We start from the raw sequence: 17572 nt of genomic DNA, 5'->3' as shown, positions 1-17572 counted from the left end.
TCGCTTTTAAAAATTCCACATTTTCCCGTTTTTTCGTTAAATTTGCCGTTTGATTTTTTATAGACAATGATATATCCCATCATCCCCTACGGCGACCCAGTCCTACGCAAAGTGGCAAAGCCTGTTGATTTCGGTTCCCTTGATTTAATCAAGCTTTCCGAGGACATGTTTGAAACCATGTATGCGGCTAGTGGCGTTGGTTTAGCTGCCCCGCAAATCGGCATGGACATACGCCTTTTCGTCGTGGACGGCAGACCTATGAACGAAGGAGAGGAAGAAGAGGACATTGACCCATCGTTAATCGATTTCAAAAAGGTTTTTGTGAACGCAACCATCTTAGATGAAACGGGCGAAGAATGGGGATTCGAGGAAGGATGCCTATCCATTCCAGGAATTCGAGGCGAAGTATTCCGGCCAGAATATGTCAAAATCCATTACTGGACGGAAAAAGGGGAAGAAAGAACAGACGTTTTTGAAGGCTTCGCCGCACGTATCATTCAGCATGAATACGATCATATTGAAGGGATTTTATTCACGGATCACCTGAATGTTGTCAAAAAACGTATGATCAAAAACAAATTAAGTGACATTACCCGCGGGAAAGTTTCTGTGGATTATAAAATGAAGTTATCCCGCTAATTCAGCAACATGAAGATTTCGATTAATTGGTTACGTGATTTTATTGATTTGGCTCGTTTGCCCCAACAAGGCCAAGCAGAGGAACTCGATGTATTATTAACAAACACAGGCTTAGAGGTAGAAGGCATCGAAGCTCACGAAAAAATCCCGGGAGGTTTACGTGGATTCGTAGTAGGTGAAGTATTGACCTGTGAAAAATTTGAGGTTAAAGAAAAAACGCTTAGCCTAACAACCGTTGACGCAGGACTCGATGAAATCCTAACAATCGTTTGTGGCGCGGCGAATGTTGCTGCAGGCCAAAAAGTAATTGTCGCAACGCCAGGCACGACTTTGTACGACAATACAGGAAAAGCACTTTTTACGATTGAAAAACGTAAAGTCTACGGTCAACCTTCTGAGGGCATGATTTGCGCTGAAGACGAAATTGGCATCGGCACATCGCATGATGGCATCTTGATTTTAGATACAACATTGCCTAACGGAACTCCGGCAGCGCAATACTTTCAAATCGACTCCGACCTTGTTTTGGAAATCGGCCTGACGCCAAACCGTGCAGACGCAGCATCGCACTGGGGTGTAGCGCGCGACATCAAAGCTGTCAGCGGAATCGAGGTAAAACTACCCGATGTATCTGCATTTAAGGTTGCCAATAATTCATTTCCTATCGAGGTAAAAATTCAAGACACAGGCTGTACCCGTTTTTGCGGACTGACGATAGATGGCGTTCAAGTAGGCCCATCACCTGCATGGTTACAAGAGCGTTTATCGGCTATTGGCTTACGTCCCATTAATAACATTGTCGATGTGACGAATTACATTTGCCATGGTTTAGGCCAACCGATGCACGCGTATGACTGGAATCAATTACGTGGCAGAAAGTTAATCGTAGACCAAGCAAAGGCAGGCACAAAATTCACCACGCTTGATGGCGCTGAGCGCACTTTATCAGGAGAAGAAATCATGATCTGTGATGCCGAAGGTCCGATTGGCTTGGCCGGTGTCATGGGAGGCGCGGATTCATCCATTCAAGATTCAACGACTCGTATCTATTTGGAAGTAGCCTACTTTAAACCTGAACGTATCCGTAAGGCAGCACAAATTCATAGCTTAAAAACAGATGCATCTTTCCGTTTCGAACGTGGAACAGACATCGAAGCAAAAGCTTTTGCGATTCAATATGCAGCCTTGTTAATCCAAGAAATCGCAGGTGGACAAATCAGCTCCGACTTGGTGGATTATTATCCAGAAAAACCGGTTTTGGCAGAAATTCAAATGACTTATGCGCGTATCAAACAGCTCATCGGCATTGAAATTGGCGCGGAACGCATCCAAGAAATTCTTGTTGCCTTGGATTTCGAATTAAAAAATAAATCGGCAGAAGGATTTATTGCTGTCGCTCCCGCATATCGTGTGGATGTTACACGTGAAGCAGATATCATCGAAGAAATTCTTCGCATCCATGGATTAGACAACATTCCATTATCGGAAAACCTAAGTGCTAAATTCATTTCAGAATTTCCGGCACTCGACAAGGAAAAAGTTCAATTGACGATCGGACAAAGTTTAGCTGCCAAAGGTTTCCAAGAAATCATCAGCAATTCTTTAACGAAAGGCGATTACCATGGCTTAATCGCCAAAGACCTTACGTTTGACACAGTCGAAATCTTAAACCGTTTATCGGAAGATTTAGGCGTCATGCGTCAGCATTTGGTATTCCATGGTTTGGAGGTTTTGGCGCATAATATTAACCGCCGACAAAAAGACTTGAAACTTTTCGAATTCGGAAAGACTTACCATAAAAAAGGTGAGAAGTTTATCGAAAAACGCCATTTGGCGCTTTATACAACGGGACTTTCGGAAGGGGAAACCTGGTCGCATGCGCCACAAAAAAGTCAATTGCACCAATTATATGCGCAAGTAATTGCGACGATGAAGCAATTGGGTGTAGCGCAATTTGACACGACGGTGATTGAACAATCGCAGGTGTTTGCCTATGGCTTAACGATTACGGTTAACAAAAAACCAGTCGTTTCGCTAGGATTAGTGCATCCAAAATTGGCTCAAAAATTCGACGTGAAACAGGAAGTTTTCATGGCAGATTTCGATTGGGATTTCTGGATGAAGCAAGAGAAAGGAAACTTTGTATATCAAGAAATTTCAAAGTTCCCGGAGGTGCGTCGCGACTTATCGCTCGTATTAGACCAAACGGTCAGTTTGCAAGCCATTCAACGTGTTGCGGAACAAACGGAAAAGAATTTATTGAAGAGCGTAGCTGTATTTGATGTGTATGTAGGCAAGAATTTAGGAGAAGGAAAGAAATCCTATTCCGTTTCATTCATCCTACAAGATGAAACTCAAACACTAACAGATAAGGTGATTGATGCGACGATGGATCGATTGATCACGCGCTTTGAGAAGGAATTGGGAGCCTTGATTCGTAAATAGAATCAAGGCTTTGCCAAATTTTATCGCTTGAACATGTTTCCCATGTTCGGCATTTTCATTTTACCATCTTGCACTTTGTTCATCATGCGCATCATTTTACGCATGTCTTCAAATTGCTTCAACAAGCCATTGACTTGTTGGATCGATGTCCCAGAACCAGCTGCAATGCGATTTTTACGCGCTGGATTTAAAATATCAGGATTTTGACGCTCTTTCAAGGTCATCGATTGGATAATTGCTTCGATTGGCTTGAACGAATCATTCGAAATATCCACATCCTTCACGGCTTGGCCCATACCCGGAACCATACCCATCAAATCTTTGATGTTACCCATCTTCTTGATTTGCTGCAATTGCGCATAGAAATCTTCGAATGAGAAGTTGTTTTGACGAATCTTCTTATTTAAGCGAGCAGCTTCCTCTTCATCAAAAGCTTGTTGCGCACGTTCAACCAAGGAAAGTACGTCACCCATGCCCAATATACGATTTGCCATCCGGTCTGGATAGAACAAATCCAAAGCCTCCATTTTCTCTCCAGTTGAGATAAACTTGATCGGCTTATCTACCACCTGACGAATAGAAAGTGCGGCACCCCCACGTGAATCACCATCTAATTTCGTTAGGACAACCCCATCAAAATTCAAACGATCGTTGAAAGTTTTGGCTGTATTCACCGCATCTTGTCCTGTCATGGAATCCACGACGAACAAAATTTCGGTTGGGCGAATGGCTTCTTTTACAGCTGCAATCTCATTCATCATGGCTTCATCAACAGCCAAACGACCAGCTGTATCGACAATCACGACTTTCTTACCCATTTTGCGGGCATAAGACAAGGCGTTTTGTGCGATGGAAACGGCGTCTTTGTTTTCGGGTTCAGCGTAAACTTCTACGCCAACTTGCTCTCCCAATACTTTCAATTGGTCAATCGCAGCGGGGCGATAAATATCACAAGCTACCAACAAGACATTTCTGCCTCCTTTTTTAATATGTTGGGCTAATTTACCCGAGAAAGTCGTTTTACCAGAACCTTGCAAACCTGCGATTAACACAACCGCGGGGTCACCTTTCAGGTTAATATCTTGCTTGGTCCCACCCATTAATTGGGTTAACTCCTCTTGAACGATTTTAACTAATAATTGGCCTGGTTCAACGGCGATCAAGATTTTCTGGCCCATGGCCTGATCCTTGATACGATCAGTGATTTCTTTGGCAACTTTATAGTTTACGTCGGCATCCATTAACGCCCGACGAATTTCTTTGACGGTCGCGGCAACGTTCACATCGGTGATGCGTCCGTTTCCTTTGAGGGTCCGCATCGCGGTACTTAACTTGGAACTTAAATTTTCAAACATAGTATGATAAAAAAGGAATGCAATTTACGCATTTTGGAGCAAATTCTTAATCAAAAATGATGGTCTTATTCTGATGCATGAAAACACGGTCTTCGAAAACCATCTTCAAGGCATTCGCTAAGACAATCTTCTCCACATCTTTACCCGCTTTAGCCATCTCTTTGGCAGAATAGCTATGATTGACCGCAACAACATCTTGGCAAATAATCGGACCTTCATCCAGGTCATCTGTCACGAAGTGGGCGGTGGCACCGATAATCTTAACGCCACGGTCAAAGGCTTGTTGGTAAGGCTTCGCCCCCACAAACGCGGGCAAAAACGAATGATGAATATTAATCATCCGACCCAAGTATTTCGCAGAAAAGCTCGGAGTCAAGATGCGCATATACTTCGCCAAAACAATATAGTCTGGCGAGTAAGCATCAATTTGGGCTTCAACAAGCTTTTCATGCGCTTCGCGCTCAAGTCCATCAGCGCTAATGAGATGAAAAGGCATTTGAAATTGCGAGCACAAGCCTTGTAAAATGGCATGATTCCCGATGACCGCTTCGATTTGGAATGGGAGATCTTGGAATTGTGAACGGATCAATAAGTCTCCCAGGCAGTGATGCTCTTTGGTTACTAATAAGACAACACGTTTTAATGCGGGCGGAATGATTTCAACCTGAGCATTTTGTGGCAAGACGGCCAAAAGTTCAGCTTGAAGCGCATGAATTTCACAATTCCCTACATAGGAAATGCGCATAAAAAACTGATTAAATGCCTCATCCACAAATTCATTTGTGCGTGTGACATTCAATAATTTTTCGAATAAAATGCCTGTGATTTTGTGCACGAGACCTTTTTCATCCTGACAGGCAATCTTAATAACCGTTTCCATAAAAAATATTGACTCAATCCTTCAAATTTACCTCAAAATCGTGAATAAAAAAGAATTCCTTATTTACCTTTGCAAGATTAATCGTGCCTAAGCCCGATTATTTGAAAGCTTATAAACAATCTGTATCAAAATGGAAAAAATTAAAGTGGCCAACCCGGTCGTTGAGCTTGATGGAGACGAAATGACTCGCATCATTTGGAAATTTATCAAAGACAAATTGATCTTGCCTTACGTCGATGTAGATATTAAATACTACGATTTAGGTGTAGAGTATCGTGATGAAACGAATGACCAAGTAACGATTGAGGCAGCTGAGGCTATCAAAAAATACGGTGTTGGAATCAAATGTGCGACAATCACTCCGGATGAAGCACGTGTGAAAGAATTCGATTTGAAGCAAATGTGGAAGTCGCCAAATGGTACGATTCGTAACATTTTGGATGGTACGGTTTTCCGTGAGCCAATCGTTTGTTCAAATGTTCCACGTTTAGTACCTAACTGGACTGCACCGATCATGATTGGTCGTCACGCATTTGGCGATCAATATAGAGCAACCGATTTCGTAACTAAGGGAAAAGGTAAATTAACAGTAACATTCACACCAGAAGAAGGTGGCGAAGCACAAACATTTGAAGTATACAACTTTAAAGGAGATGGTGTTGCGTTAACAATGTACAACACAGACGAATCAATCAAAGGCTTTGCGCACTCATGCTTTAACATGGCATTGAGCAAAGGATGGCCATTATATTTATCGACGAAGAATACGATCTTGAAGAAATACGATGGTCGTTTCAAAGATATTTTTGAGGAGATCTATCAATCAGATTACAAAGCGAAATTTGACGCTGCGGGTATCGTTTACGAGCACCGTTTGATCGATGACATGGTTGCTTCTGCCTTGAAGTGGAATGGTAACTTTGTTTGGGCTTGTAAAAACTATGACGGAGACGTTCAATCAGATACGGTTGCACAAGGTTTCGGTTCATTAGGCTTAATGACTTCTGTATTGATTACTCCAGACGGAAAGGTTATGGAAGCTGAAGCTGCGCACGGAACAGTTACACGTCACTACCGTGATCACCAAGCAGGAAAACCTACATCAACGAATCCAATTGCATCGATTTTTGCTTGGACACGTGGATTAGAATTCCGTGGTAAATTAGACAACAATGCAGCCTTGATTAACTTCTGCCAAACATTGGAAAAAGTATGTGTTGAGACAGTTGAGTCAGGTAAAATGACGAAAGACTTAGCGGTATGTATTCACGGAAACAAAGTGAATCATGGCGAGCACTATTTGTATACGGAAGAGTTCTTAGAAGCTTTGGATACGAACTTAAAAGCTGCGCTAGCGTAAGCTTTTAACAATAAGAGAAAAGCCATCTGTCAGTTGACGGATGGCTTTTTTTATGTTAGCGATAGTCGACAATGATGGTTTTGTACAACATCTCTGTGCCGTTCTTCGGCAGAATAGTCAACTTATAAATAGCGGGAGATAGTCCACTTACATTGATTACAAAGGCAATGGAATTATCAATCGTTCCCTGCAGCATTTCACGACCATCAAGACCGTAAAGTACATATTTGCCACCTACCAAGTCATATTTTGATTGAATAAATAATTCCTTAGAGGCGGGATTGGGATAAGCAACTAAGCCATTCCCAGCTGGTAACTCATAATTGATTTGATTTGAAAAATCAGATGTACAAGTTGGCCCTTTAGGATAAACATAGGCTATTTTGGCCTGGTAAAGCCCGGACTCTTTTACGTGTAAGTTAATGGCATCAGAAGCGACGGGCAACTTATTCCCATTTAAAAACCAAGAGTAACTAACACCTGCCATGCGTGGCCCTGTCGTTAAATAAAAAGGCGACATGGTGCTAATTTGTGGACTAGCAGGCAAAGGGAAAACTTGGGTTGAGATCGATTTGGATTCTGTAGAAATACAACCTAACTCATCATAAGTCCGAACTTTAAACAATCCAGTTTTAGAAACCGTAATGTCTTGACTCGTTGAACCATTATTCCAAACATAGGAAACCTTTCCACCGGTTGCCGTTAATTTAACAGAGGCATTTGAACAAAACAATGTATCTGCACTCGCTAATATGGAAGGGGCTTTCGGTAGTTTTAATTTTTTAAATTCGATGATTGGGATGCTAAATTCGCGTCCTAAAGAATCAAATAAAGTCGACTGATAAATCCCATAAGGGACATTATTATTATTCTTTGCATTGACACTCATAGCTCCATCCAACTCAGTCCAATCCCCGCGAACAAAATCCCCGGTGATTTTTTTGATTATCAATGAATTATCAGGACCGCACGCCACATCTATTTTGGGCATTTCTCGGTAAGTAATCGGTTTCATACCTTTAACAATAGCATCATCAATACTTTTAAACCAAGCAGAACCAAGGAAAGGGAAACCCGCAGGAGAAAAATGGACACAATCGTAATAGGGCAATGAAGGGTTTCGTGGAACTTCAATATCATCTGTATTAGGACCTGCATACACTTGAGTAAGCGAGGGCGTTTGCGTGACTTGCTTTTGTGCAGCGCGAATCTCTGGGCTCAAAATAACCGTAGCACTGTCACAACCTCCCCCTCTTGTGGCTTGCGCAACTATCCAAGGTAATTCTTGGTTAGCATCCTTACGGGAGATATTAATCAATTCAACCAGGTAATTATAATAGTCCTCTTTAGGCATTTTAAATCGGGCATCGGTTTCCCCTTGATGCCACAGTACAGCCCGAAAACCCATTTTTTGGCCAAAAATTTCAAGCGATCGACTAAAACTTTTGTATGGGAAATTAAGCTCATAATTCACGGCAAGATTCCAGGGGTTAGGAGAAGGAACTCCACGCGCACTTTCGACCCAATTTCGGATGGAAGAGCCACCCCAACCCGTATTAATAAAGCATACAGGCACATTATATTTTTTGACAAGCGTATCGCCAACAGCGGGCCAATAATGCAGCGAAAGACCATTGGGACCTATGGTGGAAAAAGAATTCATTTGACTGAATACACCTAAGGGATAGTTTAATCCAAAATTCCCAATATAAAAATGTGTTTGACTATTGTTGTATTCTGGGAAATGTGCATAAAAATTGGCACAGTTAACTCGATCATCTTCAGCACCAATCTCTAAAGGCATACGATAAGTTCCTTGCGCATTGGATTGACCGGCAATAAGAAAATTCTCTCCCACGCCTACACGATTTAATTCCGTTGAATCAATCAACTTATCGCCTTGGTAAGAACGGACCTTCATGCGATACCAACCACCTTTCACAACAACCTTTCCTTGATAAATACCTGCGTTGGGATTAGCATCTAGCAACATCCAATCAATTAACTTTCCTTGGCCGGCTTTTGCAGGGATAAATGAAACTTGTACTTTATCTGCTACTTCCGAACAATTCCCAAGAATTGAAATAGTAGCTTCATTATTTTCGTTACGCTGAAAAATTTGACGATTACGCGGAAATGCAACAAACATTTGAGCATCCGCCAAATGAGCTATCAAAATTCCAAAACATAAAATCAGTACGCGCATATCATGAATAATTGAGGACAAATTTACGAAAAAAGTCGTATCGGAAAACCAATACGACTTCAATACTTATTGAACGCAAATCAAATTACTCTCCTACTACTGAAAATGTAATTTTGTGTTTCACATCCTTGTGTAAATCCAACGTTGCTGTGTAATCACCAGTCGTTTTAACTTCTGAATCAAACGAAATTTTCTTACGATCTACATCGAATCCTTTTTCCTTTAACATCTCAGAAATTTGTAAACTAGTTACACGTCCAAAGATTTTACCGCTATCACCTGCTTTCGCAGCAATAGTCAATGACAATTCGCCGATAGAAGCAGCTAAATCAAACGCATCTTGACGGATTTTCTCCACTTTGTGCGCTGCTTGCTTGATGTTCTCAGCTAATACTTTACGATTGGATGGAGTTGCCATCACAGCAAATCCTTGTGGAATTAAGTAATTACGACCGTAACCAGCTTTCACCGCTACGACGTCGTTCTTATAACCTAACCCAGCAATATCCGTTTTTAATATAATTTCCATCTTATTTTACAATCAAATGTTTATCAGGTTACCCCAGTTTATTTCAAACCATCTGCCACATATGGCATCAAGGCTAAGTGACGTGAACGCTTAATTGCTTGCGCCACACGACGTTGGAATTTCAAAGAAGTTCCTGTAATACGACGAGGTAAAATTTTACCTTGTTCGTTTACCAACTTCAATAAATAGTCTGGGTTTTTGTAATCAATGTATTGGATGCCAGCTTTCTTAAAACGGCAATACTTCTTGCGATTACTATTTTTATCTACAGGTTCGTTAACTAATGTCATCTTATGCTTCTGTTTTTTCTGGTTTTCTACCTACTAAACCTTTTCTCTTTTTCTCATTGTACAATACCGCGTGCTTATCAAGCGCAGTAGTCAAGAAACGAATTACACGCTCATCACGCTTGTACTCAAGCTCTAATTTCGCGATTAACTGAGGATCCGCTGCAAATTCAAAGATTTGATAGAATCCTGTGTGCTTGTTTTGGATTGGGTAAGCCAACTTACGTAAGCCCCAAGCATCGTCATGAACGATTTGAGCACCATTATCTACCAATAATTTTTTGAATTTTTCAACGGCGTCCTTTGTCTGTTGCTCAGACAAAACGGGAGTTAAAATGAACACCGTCTCGTAGTTTTTTAATTGCATACAAAATTGTTGTTTAAAAACTTAAAAAAAATTTGGATTGCAAAAGTATGAATAATACTTAACAATCAAAAACTTAGCTAAAAATAAATTGAAATTATCGAACCTCGAATGTACCAAGTCCAATCAGAAATCCTTCTGAATACAACTCGATTTCATGTTTCCCCTCTCGATAGGGTGTTGAACGGGCGTAAATAAATTCCACCGACTGGTCATTATTCTCGTAAAAGATACGTTGCTTGGCCGTATATACTAACTCTTTCCCCTTAAACATCACCGTCCCCGAGCCTAGGGCATAATCAGACAGCGTATTCCCCGTAGGTTCAATGATGCGCAAATAAATCGTCTTAATCTCGCGTGTAGCTAGCGGATTATTTTGCAAATGAAAAATCACACGGATTTTATCAATGCGTTTCGCCCGCTGACCTTGCATCCCCGTTTCCTTCCCACGCGACGAAATAGCATATACGTTCACCCCTTCAGCTCGCAATGCTGCTGCCACAGAAACCTTCTCTGCCAATTCTTGATTACGAACTTCCAACACGCGCGAACGCTCACTCAACTCCTTCTTCTCAATCCCAAAAGTTGCGCTCGAGTCTCTCAAGGCTTTTTGAACATTCGTCAACCCGTCTTGAAGTAATTTTGCCTCCCGACTTAATGAATCATTCCGGGCGATTAAGAAAACATTTTCCCGACGAAGTTTTTTAATCTCTTGATCCTTAATTCCAAGCAAGCGAAGGTAATAGGCTAATTTCTTTTGTAATTCTGCTTGGCCGATTTCAGGATGCTCAGCTAATTCTTTTTGATCCCCTTCAATTTGTAAACGCGCCTTTTCTAATTCATTCACCCGACCTCCCAAGCGTTTAATTTGTACCATACGCACCTGCAATTGCTTCGAAATGGAATCTAAGCGCTCCTTAGCATCTTCTACAAAATTTTCTTGCTTTTGCTGCAATGCCCAAAAATCAGGCTGATATTTTTCAATGTAAAGCATCCCAGCCAATAGCATCACCAAAAAGGCCAATAGATAGACCAGGCGCACCAATCGCTTTTCACGGGAACTCATTGAATCTGATTGCATTGTCGTATTAAAATTTGATGCAGACTTTCGTACCGCACCGCAGAATCAAAAATAATAAATTAATTTTACATCACAATTTTTTTCCGAACTGATGTCCATAGCGCAAGAAATCGCCAAAATTCAAGCTGAATTAGCTCCCTATTCAAGCAAACTCATTGTCGTTACTAAAACGCGATCAATCGATGAATTATTGTCGGTGCACGCCTGTGGAATACTCGACTTTGGTGAAAACCGAGTACAGGAAATGGTGGATAAACAAGCGCAAATGCCCCAAGATATTCGTTGGCACCAAATCGGCCACCTGCAAACCAATAAAGTAAAATACATCGCCCCTTTCATTCACCTGATTCATTCCGTTGATTCCTTCGCTTTATTAAAAGAAATCAACAAACAGGCCGCAAAAAACAATCGCGTCATTCCATGCTTATTGCAAATGTACATTGCGCAAGAAGAAAGCAAATTTGGGCTCGACAAACAAGAAGCGATTGAAATACTTGAACACCCCGAACTAGCGAGCTTGAGTAACATTGAAATTGTGGGGTTAATGGGCATGGCAACATTCACAGAGAATACCAACCAAATTCAAGCTGAATTCAAAGAATTAAAGTCGATTTTCGAGACATTTAAATCTCAGCAAACGGGCATTGCGTCTAATCGAGTACATTGGCAAGAAATCTCGATGGGGATGTCCGGAGACTATTTACTTGCTGCGCAGGAAGGCTCCACGATGGTGCGCGTGGGCTCTGCCATCTTTGGACCTAGGGCATAAAAAAAGCCTCCGGTCGGGAGGCTTCAGAAGTCATCTACTAATTACTAACGAGACAAGGACATAATCTCAAATTCCAAATGCCCCGCAGGTGCTTGGATTTGCGCTAACTCACCTACTTTTTTCCCTAATAATCCTTTGCCAAACGGAGATGAGACTGAAATCTTTCCAGCACGCAAATCAGCCTCTTCCTCAGAAACAATTGTATATTTTACCGTTGCGTTGTTTTTTGTATTACGAATTTCAACAATCGAGTAAATCGAAACCTTCGTCAAATCGATCGTTGATTCATCTAATACACGTGCATTGGAAACAACTTCCTCCAATTTGGAAATTTTAAGTTCCAAAAGGCCCTGTGCATCTTTCGCAGCGTCATATTCAGCATTTTCACTTAAATCGCCTTTATCGCGAGCTTCTGCGATTTGCTTGGCCATATCCGAACGTCCTTGAATCTTCAAGTGATGTAATTCAGCTTTTAATTTGTCGAGCGCCTCAGCGGTATAATATTGAAACTTTGCCATAAGCTATGAAATTTAATGCCTGTGTTAAAAAACAAAATAGAACGGCCTCCGACCGTTCTACTTAAATTATTTGTAGTTTTGTTTCGGATTCGGAACTAAAATAAATGTTGCTTTGCTAACACAAAATCAGTTTTGGTAAGCCACAAAGGTAAACAAAAAATGTTTTACAACAACCATAAAACATTTTCACCCAGCCCCCTACATCTATGCGTATTGTTTTTTTTGGCACCCCAGATTTTGCTGTTGCAAGCCTTGAAGCGCTGATTCAAGCGAATTTTGATGTCGTTGCCGTCGTTACGGCTCCCGACAAGCCAGCAGGAAGAGGCCAGCAACTACAGTCTTCAGCCGTAAAACAATATGCGGAAACGCAGGGACTTCCTGTTCTTCAGCCGTTAAAACTTAAAGATCCTGCTTTCGTCGAGGAGTTAATATTATACAAACCTGACCTTCAAGTTATTGTTGCGTTTCGAATGCTTCCGGAAGTTGTTTGGAACCTTCCTCCTTTGGGAACCTTTAATTTGCATGGTTCCTTATTACCAAATTACCGCGGAGCAGCTCCGATTCATTGGGCAGTCATCAATGGAGAAACTGAAACGGGCGTGACAACCTTTTTTTTGCAACATGAAATAGATACAGGGGATTTACTATTTCAAGAAACGGAACCGATACACCCAGATGATACGACGGGAGATGTTTACGACCGACTGATGAAACGAGGAGCCAAACTAGTTGTCAAAACAGCGCAAGCTATCCAAGCAGGGAACACAAACCCAATTCCCCAAGATGAAACGGTGGCCATGAAACCAGCTCCTAAGTTGACACGCGCAACGGGCGAAGTACATTGGTCCAAAACGGGAGCTGAAATTCACAATTTGGTTCGTGGCATGTATCCTTTCCCAGGATCACATACCACCTTTCAAGGCAAAAATTGCAAACTCATTCAGATTAAATTTCATCCAGAAACGATCCCCGACTTAGGGATTGGCATTTGGGATACGGACCAAAAAACCTTTTTACGCGTAGGTTGCCAAGACGGCTACATCGAAATCTTGGAATGGCAAATGGAAGGTAAGAAGCGAATGAAAATCGATGAATTTCTACGGGGGTACAACTTTAATTTTTAGTCTCGAAAGCCCAGCGACCTAAGGAGTAAAAATACCCATTGCTTTGATATGGCTTAATGAAAACCCAGTTTTGATCTGTATTGACTTCGATGCGAGCTGCAGTATCAGCTGAATGATTCACGGGAGGTAAGATCGCTTTTTGGCAAGCACAAACCTTCCCTACTTTTAAGCGATTTAACATAATCAATAAAGCCTCTGTATCTAGGACTTTATCAATATTATCTACATTTCTACGATAAATCGCTTCGTAATGATCCCGATACTTTTCAAATTCAAAAGCTAAGACAGGGTATTGACTTACGAGCGCAGCACTATTTTTAAATCGTTGCAAATGCCCCGGATCCGGGAAACCCACAAAATCCCCACCCCAAAACATGCCTAACGACTTGGCCATTTGGCCCATGCGAAGATAGCGCGGAGATCTACGTAAATATCGTCTGTGGGAATACAACCCGACATCAGCAGCTAAATTAAAATTATGGAAAGAGAGGAGCACTTGCGATCGACCTGAACGATTCAACTGTTGTTGGCGCTGTAAATTCCGAACGGCTTGCAAATAGCGCATGGACCAACCAAGGGCAGAAACTTGCGCGCGCAAACTGTCTTTTTGTAAAGCAAAAGCCATTGTTTCAGCTTGCAAAAGGGAAGCATAAATGGAATCTAAGGCAGGATAATTCGCCTGCAAACTCGCTAAATACCTTAAACTTGTTGAATCGTGCAATGAAATCTGCTGACCGTTTATAGATACCTGTAGATTTGTCGCGGCCCCATGATGACGCAGGGTGTCTCGTTGGCGATACATCCACAATAAGTCTTGTGGGTCAACATGGTTTACCGTTGTAGGCTTACAAACTAAGCGCAACGAATCTACTTGTGCATGAATCGAAAAACACCCAAGAAAAAAAACGATACTGATTAGACAACGCATTATTGCAATGGAATCACGAGTTCTTCGCCGCGCATCGTGACATCTTCTTTTTTATGATTAGCATCCATCAAGGCTTTCTTGGAAATATGGTACTTTTCGGCCACTACGCGTAAAACGTCTCCTTTCCCTACGATATGAATCGCTTGAACTTTAACTTTCACTTTTGAGCCTCCTTTTACACCGGAAGGATTCATGGCTTTTAGTTGATCAACAGTTAGCCCAAAATGTTTCGCGATGGTTTCAGCTGATTCTCCCGCTTCTGCTTGATAGGTAAACGATTTACCCGCAGGTTCTTCCACGGCAACTTCAGGCACCTTTTCCGCCTCAGCTTCTTTCTTTTGTTGGTCTAAATCAACAGCCTCCTGATCAACCGAAGCCGTATCACTCGAAGTCGTATCGCGAATAACGGTAGATGAAACAATATCTTCCATGGGTAATTCATCCTCGTCGACCTGAACTTTTTCAGCTTTGGCAAGGCTGCTTGTTTCGGGTCCTAGAAAATGTTCATAGCCAACAAACAACAAGGCTACAACTGTCGCAATCAATACGAACAAGGTAACCAAAGGCAGATTAGATGATTCGCTTTCTTTCATAAATGAGAAAGGATTTTTCATAATTACTTAATTAAATCATTCGTTTTTTGACTCATTTCAGCTACTTTATCAATCAATTCCGCTTTGTATTGATCTAATTTTGCTGATAAACCAGCGTCGCTTATGGCAATCATTTGAACTGCCAAAAGGCCCGCATTTTTTGAGGCATTTAAGGCTACTGTTGCAACAGGAACGCCATTCGGCATTTGTAAAATGGATAGAATGGAATCCCAACCATCAATTGAATTAGATGATTTCACGGGTACGCCGATGACAGGCAAAATTGTTGCAGAGGCAACCATACCAGGTAAGTGTGCTGCTCCGCCAGCGCCCGCAATAATCACTTGAATGCCACGAGATTTGGCGCTTTGCGCATATTCTAGCATTTTGACAGGAGTACGATGAGCAGAAACAATATCCACTTCGTACGGTATGCCAAAATCTTTACACACTTGAATTGCATCTTGCATAACAGGCAGATCAGAGCTGCTTCCCATGATGATTCCTACCATAATTTTCTATTTAACTAATCACACGGATTAGACTTTTTACTTTTTCCGACTTTTCAATAATTTCTTCTTTCGTATTGCCCAATATCGTGACATGGCCCATTTTACGAAATGGCTTCGTTATTTTTTTGCCATATAAAAATGGATATACTCCGGGTATAGCTAATGCTTCATGCAAACCTTCGTATTTTGCCAAACCACTAAAACCCGCTTCTCCCAGCAAATTCAACATACCCGATACACCTTTAGCTTTCGTACTTCCTAAAGGCAATCCAGCAATCGCACGCAAATGTTGTTCGTACTGGGACGTTTCATTCCCACGAATTGTCTGATGTCCAGAATTGTGTGGTCGAGGCGCAACTTCGTTGATCAAAATTTCGCCCTCAGGTGTTAAAAACATTTCGACTGCTAATACGCCAACAAGCCCCATTTTTTCGATTAAATCGACCGCAATCTTTTCAGCTTTTGCTTCAATTTCCTTGGAAATGGCCGCTGGAGAAAAAAGGAAATCGACTAAATTATGTTCTGGATGAAAGACCATTTCAACGGCAGGGAAGGCAGAAATTTGCCCTTGTTCGTTTCGAGCGACAATAACAGCAAGTTCCTTTTCAAAATCAACTGATTTCTCCAATAAACCAGGGGCATTAAATCCTTTGGCCTGATCTGCTAAAGAGGCGATCCGCTGCACACCTTTCCCATCGTAACCTCCTTTGCCTAGTTTATGAAAAGCAGGCAAGAAATCCGCATGCTTAGCAATATCTGCCTGATTTTCAGTCAATACAAATGCTGCTGTGGGGAATCCGTAATCTTGGAAAAATTGTTTTTGAAGACGCTTATCTTGAATCATCCGCAAAATATGCGGCTGAGGAAATACTTGTTTCCCTTCTTTTTCCAATTGTTCAAGCGCTTCAATATTCACATGTTCAATTTCGATGCTGATCACATCGAAATGTTGACCAAACTGATACACCGCATCATAATCTTGAAAAGAGCCCTCCTTAAAAAAGTGAGCAAGTTCATGGCAAGGTGCTTCAGCATCTGGATCTAAACAAGATACCTTGATATCTAGATCGATGGCCGCTTGCAATAACATGCGTCCTAATTGACCACCACCCAAAAGCCCAATCGAAGGCAATGCTTTATACATAAATTGAAATAGAATGGATAAAATTACGGCTTTTGTTTTACCTTTGGAAATTATTTAGCTTCCCAAATCAAGAAATATCAAATGACAAAGCGCACAATGGTCCTGTTGGGATTTTTAATTCTCGCAGTAGCTAGCCGATTTTTAATTTTACTGAATCCGTCTTGGGCGAATTTTTCCCCGGTAAGTTCGATGGCATTATTTGCTGGAGCCTACGCATTAAACCAAAGACAAGCGATTGTATGGTCGATTCTTCCGATTTGGATTTCGAATTTGATTTTAAACAATATCATCTATCCACAATATTTTGATGGTTTTTCGTGGGGATTTGACTTCGTGCATTTAAGTCTTTTTGCTGGTATCGCTCTATTAGGGTCTCGCATTTCGAATCTAGGATCATTTGTTGGAGCTAACTTCATCAGTGTATTAGGCTTTTTTATTCTTTCAAATTTTGCTGTTTGGGCAAGTGATGCGATTGGCTATGGTTTTAAAGCGGGGAACGCGGTGGTATACGCTAAAGATTTAACAGGCCTTTTGACTTGTTACGCGGCTGCCTTGCCATTCTTAAAAAATGCAATTATTAGTCAGTTCTTATTTTCTAGCGTTTTATTTGGAGGATTTGAATTAGTCAAAAATAAAGTTCCAGCACTGCAGCGCTAGAACCTGTTTATATAAAAAAAGCCCGAACTCACATTCGGGCTTTTTTTGTTAGTCTGTCCCGTCCTAAAATAAGTTGACATAAAATCGACTTATGGAAAAGAATACATCAGAGGATCAAGTCAGACCTCAAAAGCGCAATCAGCGTGATTACAATTTAGGCTTTAAATTATCGGTAGTCGCC

The 17572-nt window shown here is 41.4% G+C and carries 18 protein-coding genes; 6 read left to right on the top strand and 12 right to left on the bottom strand.

From position 1 onward, the window contains the following. Positions 1-66: 66 nt before the first annotated feature. Positions 67-639 (top strand): peptide deformylase, encoded by a 573-nt coding sequence (def, locus tag V7S75_RS09105; RefSeq protein ID WP_459513289.1) that lies wholly within the window; start codon positions 67-69, stop codon positions 637-639. Between the two features lie 9 nt (positions 640-648). Continuing rightward, positions 649-3084: a phenylalanine--tRNA ligase subunit beta gene (pheT, locus tag V7S75_RS09100; RefSeq protein ID WP_459513288.1), complete on the top strand. Its 2436-nt coding sequence runs from the start codon at positions 649-651 to the stop codon at positions 3082-3084. Between the two features lie 20 nt (positions 3085-3104). Here the strand turns inward: pheT and ffh are convergent, their stop codons facing one another. After that, positions 3105-4439 (bottom strand): signal recognition particle protein, encoded by a 1335-nt coding sequence (gene ffh / locus V7S75_RS09095; protein ID WP_459513286.1) that lies wholly within the window; start codon positions 4437-4439, stop codon positions 3105-3107. Between the two features lie 46 nt (positions 4440-4485). After that, positions 4486-5319, bottom strand: coding sequence for a formyltetrahydrofolate deformylase (purU, locus tag V7S75_RS09090; RefSeq protein WP_459513284.1), 834 nt, complete (start codon positions 5317-5319; stop codon positions 4486-4488). 130 nt (positions 5320-5449) lie between these two features. On the opposite strand from purU, the gene V7S75_RS09085 reads away from it, so the two are divergent. Further along, positions 5450-6679, top strand: coding sequence for an isocitrate dehydrogenase (NADP(+)) (locus tag V7S75_RS09085; protein WP_459513282.1), 1230 nt, complete (start codon positions 5450-5452; stop codon positions 6677-6679). A gap of 55 nt (positions 6680-6734) precedes the next feature. On the opposite strand, the gene V7S75_RS09080 is transcribed toward V7S75_RS09085, so the two are convergent. The 5 genes from V7S75_RS09080 to V7S75_RS09060 all read right to left on the bottom strand — a co-directional run bounded on the left by V7S75_RS09080 (position 6735) and on the right by V7S75_RS09060 (position 11146). Beyond that, entirely contained in the window at positions 6735-8885 is a 2151-nt protein-coding gene (locus V7S75_RS09080; RefSeq protein ID WP_459513281.1) for a sialate O-acetylesterase, read from the bottom strand. 85 nt (positions 8886-8970) lie between these two features. Beyond that, entirely contained in the window at positions 8971-9414 is a 444-nt protein-coding gene (gene rplI, locus V7S75_RS09075; protein WP_459513280.1) for a 50S ribosomal protein L9, read from the bottom strand. A 38-nt stretch (positions 9415-9452) separates the two neighbouring features. After that, positions 9453-9704, bottom strand: coding sequence for a 30S ribosomal protein S18 (gene rpsR, locus V7S75_RS09070; RefSeq protein ID WP_377976776.1), 252 nt, complete (start codon positions 9702-9704; stop codon positions 9453-9455). Between the two features lies 1 nt (position 9705). Further along, entirely contained in the window at positions 9706-10068 is a 363-nt protein-coding gene (gene rpsF, locus V7S75_RS09065; protein ID WP_377976775.1) for a 30S ribosomal protein S6, read from the bottom strand. Positions 10069-10162: 94 nt separating this feature from the next. Continuing rightward, the gene (locus V7S75_RS09060) at positions 10163-11146 is read right to left on the bottom strand and encodes a hypothetical protein (protein WP_459513279.1); all 984 of its coding nucleotides are present in this window, start codon (positions 11144-11146) and stop codon (positions 10163-10165) included. 91 nt (positions 11147-11237) lie between these two features. On the opposite strand from V7S75_RS09060, the gene V7S75_RS09055 reads away from it, so the two are divergent. After that, positions 11238-11915, top strand: a complete 678-nt coding sequence (locus tag V7S75_RS09055; protein WP_459513277.1) for a YggS family pyridoxal phosphate-dependent enzyme — start codon at positions 11238-11240, stop codon at positions 11913-11915. Between the two features lie 44 nt (positions 11916-11959). On the opposite strand, the gene greA is transcribed toward V7S75_RS09055, so the two are convergent. After that, positions 11960-12433 (bottom strand): transcription elongation factor GreA, encoded by a 474-nt coding sequence (greA, locus tag V7S75_RS09050; protein WP_459513275.1) that lies wholly within the window; start codon positions 12431-12433, stop codon positions 11960-11962. A 206-nt stretch (positions 12434-12639) separates the two neighbouring features. Here greA and fmt point away from each other — a divergent pair, with 206 nt between their 5' ends. Further along, positions 12640-13557, top strand: a complete 918-nt coding sequence (gene fmt, locus V7S75_RS09045) for a methionyl-tRNA formyltransferase (RefSeq protein WP_459513273.1) — start codon at positions 12640-12642, stop codon at positions 13555-13557. On the opposite strand, the gene V7S75_RS09040 is transcribed toward fmt, so the two are convergent. From V7S75_RS09040 to V7S75_RS09025, 4 genes are read right to left on the bottom strand one after another with little or no spacing between them, the layout of a single operon-like run. After that, a complete protein-coding gene (locus tag V7S75_RS09040) occupies positions 13547-14485 on the bottom strand; it encodes a M15 family metallopeptidase (RefSeq protein ID WP_459513271.1) in 939 nt (312 codons plus the stop codon). The genes fmt and V7S75_RS09040 overlap by 11 nt on opposite strands. After that, a complete protein-coding gene (locus tag V7S75_RS09035) occupies positions 14485-15099 on the bottom strand; it encodes a LysM peptidoglycan-binding domain-containing protein (RefSeq protein WP_459513269.1) in 615 nt (204 codons plus the stop codon). Before V7S75_RS09035 ends, V7S75_RS09040 begins: the two co-directional genes overlap by 1 nt. Before the next feature lie 2 nt (positions 15100-15101). After that, positions 15102-15590 (bottom strand): 5-(carboxyamino)imidazole ribonucleotide mutase, encoded by a 489-nt coding sequence (purE, locus tag V7S75_RS09030; RefSeq protein ID WP_459513267.1) that lies wholly within the window; start codon positions 15588-15590, stop codon positions 15102-15104. A gap of 10 nt (positions 15591-15600) precedes the next feature. Then, entirely contained in the window at positions 15601-16734 is a 1134-nt protein-coding gene (locus tag V7S75_RS09025; RefSeq protein ID WP_459513265.1) for a 5-(carboxyamino)imidazole ribonucleotide synthase, read from the bottom strand. Between the two features lie 81 nt (positions 16735-16815). Here V7S75_RS09025 and V7S75_RS09020 point away from each other — a divergent pair, with 81 nt between their 5' ends. Then, complete coding sequence (locus V7S75_RS09020; RefSeq protein ID WP_459513263.1) at positions 16816-17391, top strand: DUF6580 family putative transport protein; 576 nt, start codon at positions 16816-16818, stop codon at positions 17389-17391. The last annotated feature ends 181 nt before the right edge of the window (positions 17392-17572 follow it).

This window comes from Aquirufa sp. TARAVU-A1A, assembly GCF_054558675.1.
This window is presented reverse-complemented; position numbering and strand designations above follow the sequence as displayed.

Coding starts and splice junctions, on each gene's coding strand:
- def (WP_459513289.1), top strand. CDS start 67: ATGATATATCCCATCATCCCCTACGGCGACCCAGTCCTACGCAAAGTG.
- pheT (WP_459513288.1), top strand. CDS start 649: ATGAAGATTTCGATTAATTGGTTACGTGATTTTATTGATTTGGCTCGT.
- ffh (WP_459513286.1), bottom strand. CDS start 4,439: ATGTTTGAAAATTTAAGTTCCAAGTTAAGTACCGCGATGCGGACCCTC.
- purU (WP_459513284.1), bottom strand. CDS start 5,319: ATGGAAACGGTTATTAAGATTGCCTGTCAGGATGAAAAAGGTCTCGTG.
- V7S75_RS09085 (WP_459513282.1), top strand. CDS start 5,450: ATGGAAAAAATTAAAGTGGCCAACCCGGTCGTTGAGCTTGATGGAGAC.
- V7S75_RS09080 (WP_459513281.1), bottom strand. CDS start 8,885: ATGCGCGTACTGATTTTATGTTTTGGAATTTTGATAGCTCATTTGGCG.
- rplI (WP_459513280.1), bottom strand. CDS start 9,414: ATGGAAATTATATTAAAAACGGATATTGCTGGGTTAGGTTATAAGAAC.
- rpsR (WP_377976776.1), bottom strand. CDS start 9,704: ATGACATTAGTTAACGAACCTGTAGATAAAAATAGTAATCGCAAGAAG.
- rpsF (WP_377976775.1), bottom strand. CDS start 10,068: ATGCAATTAAAAAACTACGAGACGGTGTTCATTTTAACTCCCGTTTTG.
- V7S75_RS09060 (WP_459513279.1), bottom strand. CDS start 11,146: ATGCAATCAGATTCAATGAGTTCCCGTGAAAAGCGATTGGTGCGCCTG.
- V7S75_RS09055 (WP_459513277.1), top strand. CDS start 11,238: ATGTCCATAGCGCAAGAAATCGCCAAAATTCAAGCTGAATTAGCTCCC.
- greA (WP_459513275.1), bottom strand. CDS start 12,433: ATGGCAAAGTTTCAATATTATACCGCTGAGGCGCTCGACAAATTAAAA.
- fmt (WP_459513273.1), top strand. CDS start 12,640: ATGCGTATTGTTTTTTTTGGCACCCCAGATTTTGCTGTTGCAAGCCTT.
- V7S75_RS09040 (WP_459513271.1), bottom strand. CDS start 14,485: ATGCGTTGTCTAATCAGTATCGTTTTTTTTCTTGGGTGTTTTTCGATT.
- V7S75_RS09035 (WP_459513269.1), bottom strand. CDS start 15,099: ATGAAAAATCCTTTCTCATTTATGAAAGAAAGCGAATCATCTAATCTG.
- purE (WP_459513267.1), bottom strand. CDS start 15,590: ATGGTAGGAATCATCATGGGAAGCAGCTCTGATCTGCCTGTTATGCAA.
- V7S75_RS09025 (WP_459513265.1), bottom strand. CDS start 16,734: ATGTATAAAGCATTGCCTTCGATTGGGCTTTTGGGTGGTGGTCAATTA.
- V7S75_RS09020 (WP_459513263.1), top strand. CDS start 16,816: ATGACAAAGCGCACAATGGTCCTGTTGGGATTTTTAATTCTCGCAGTA.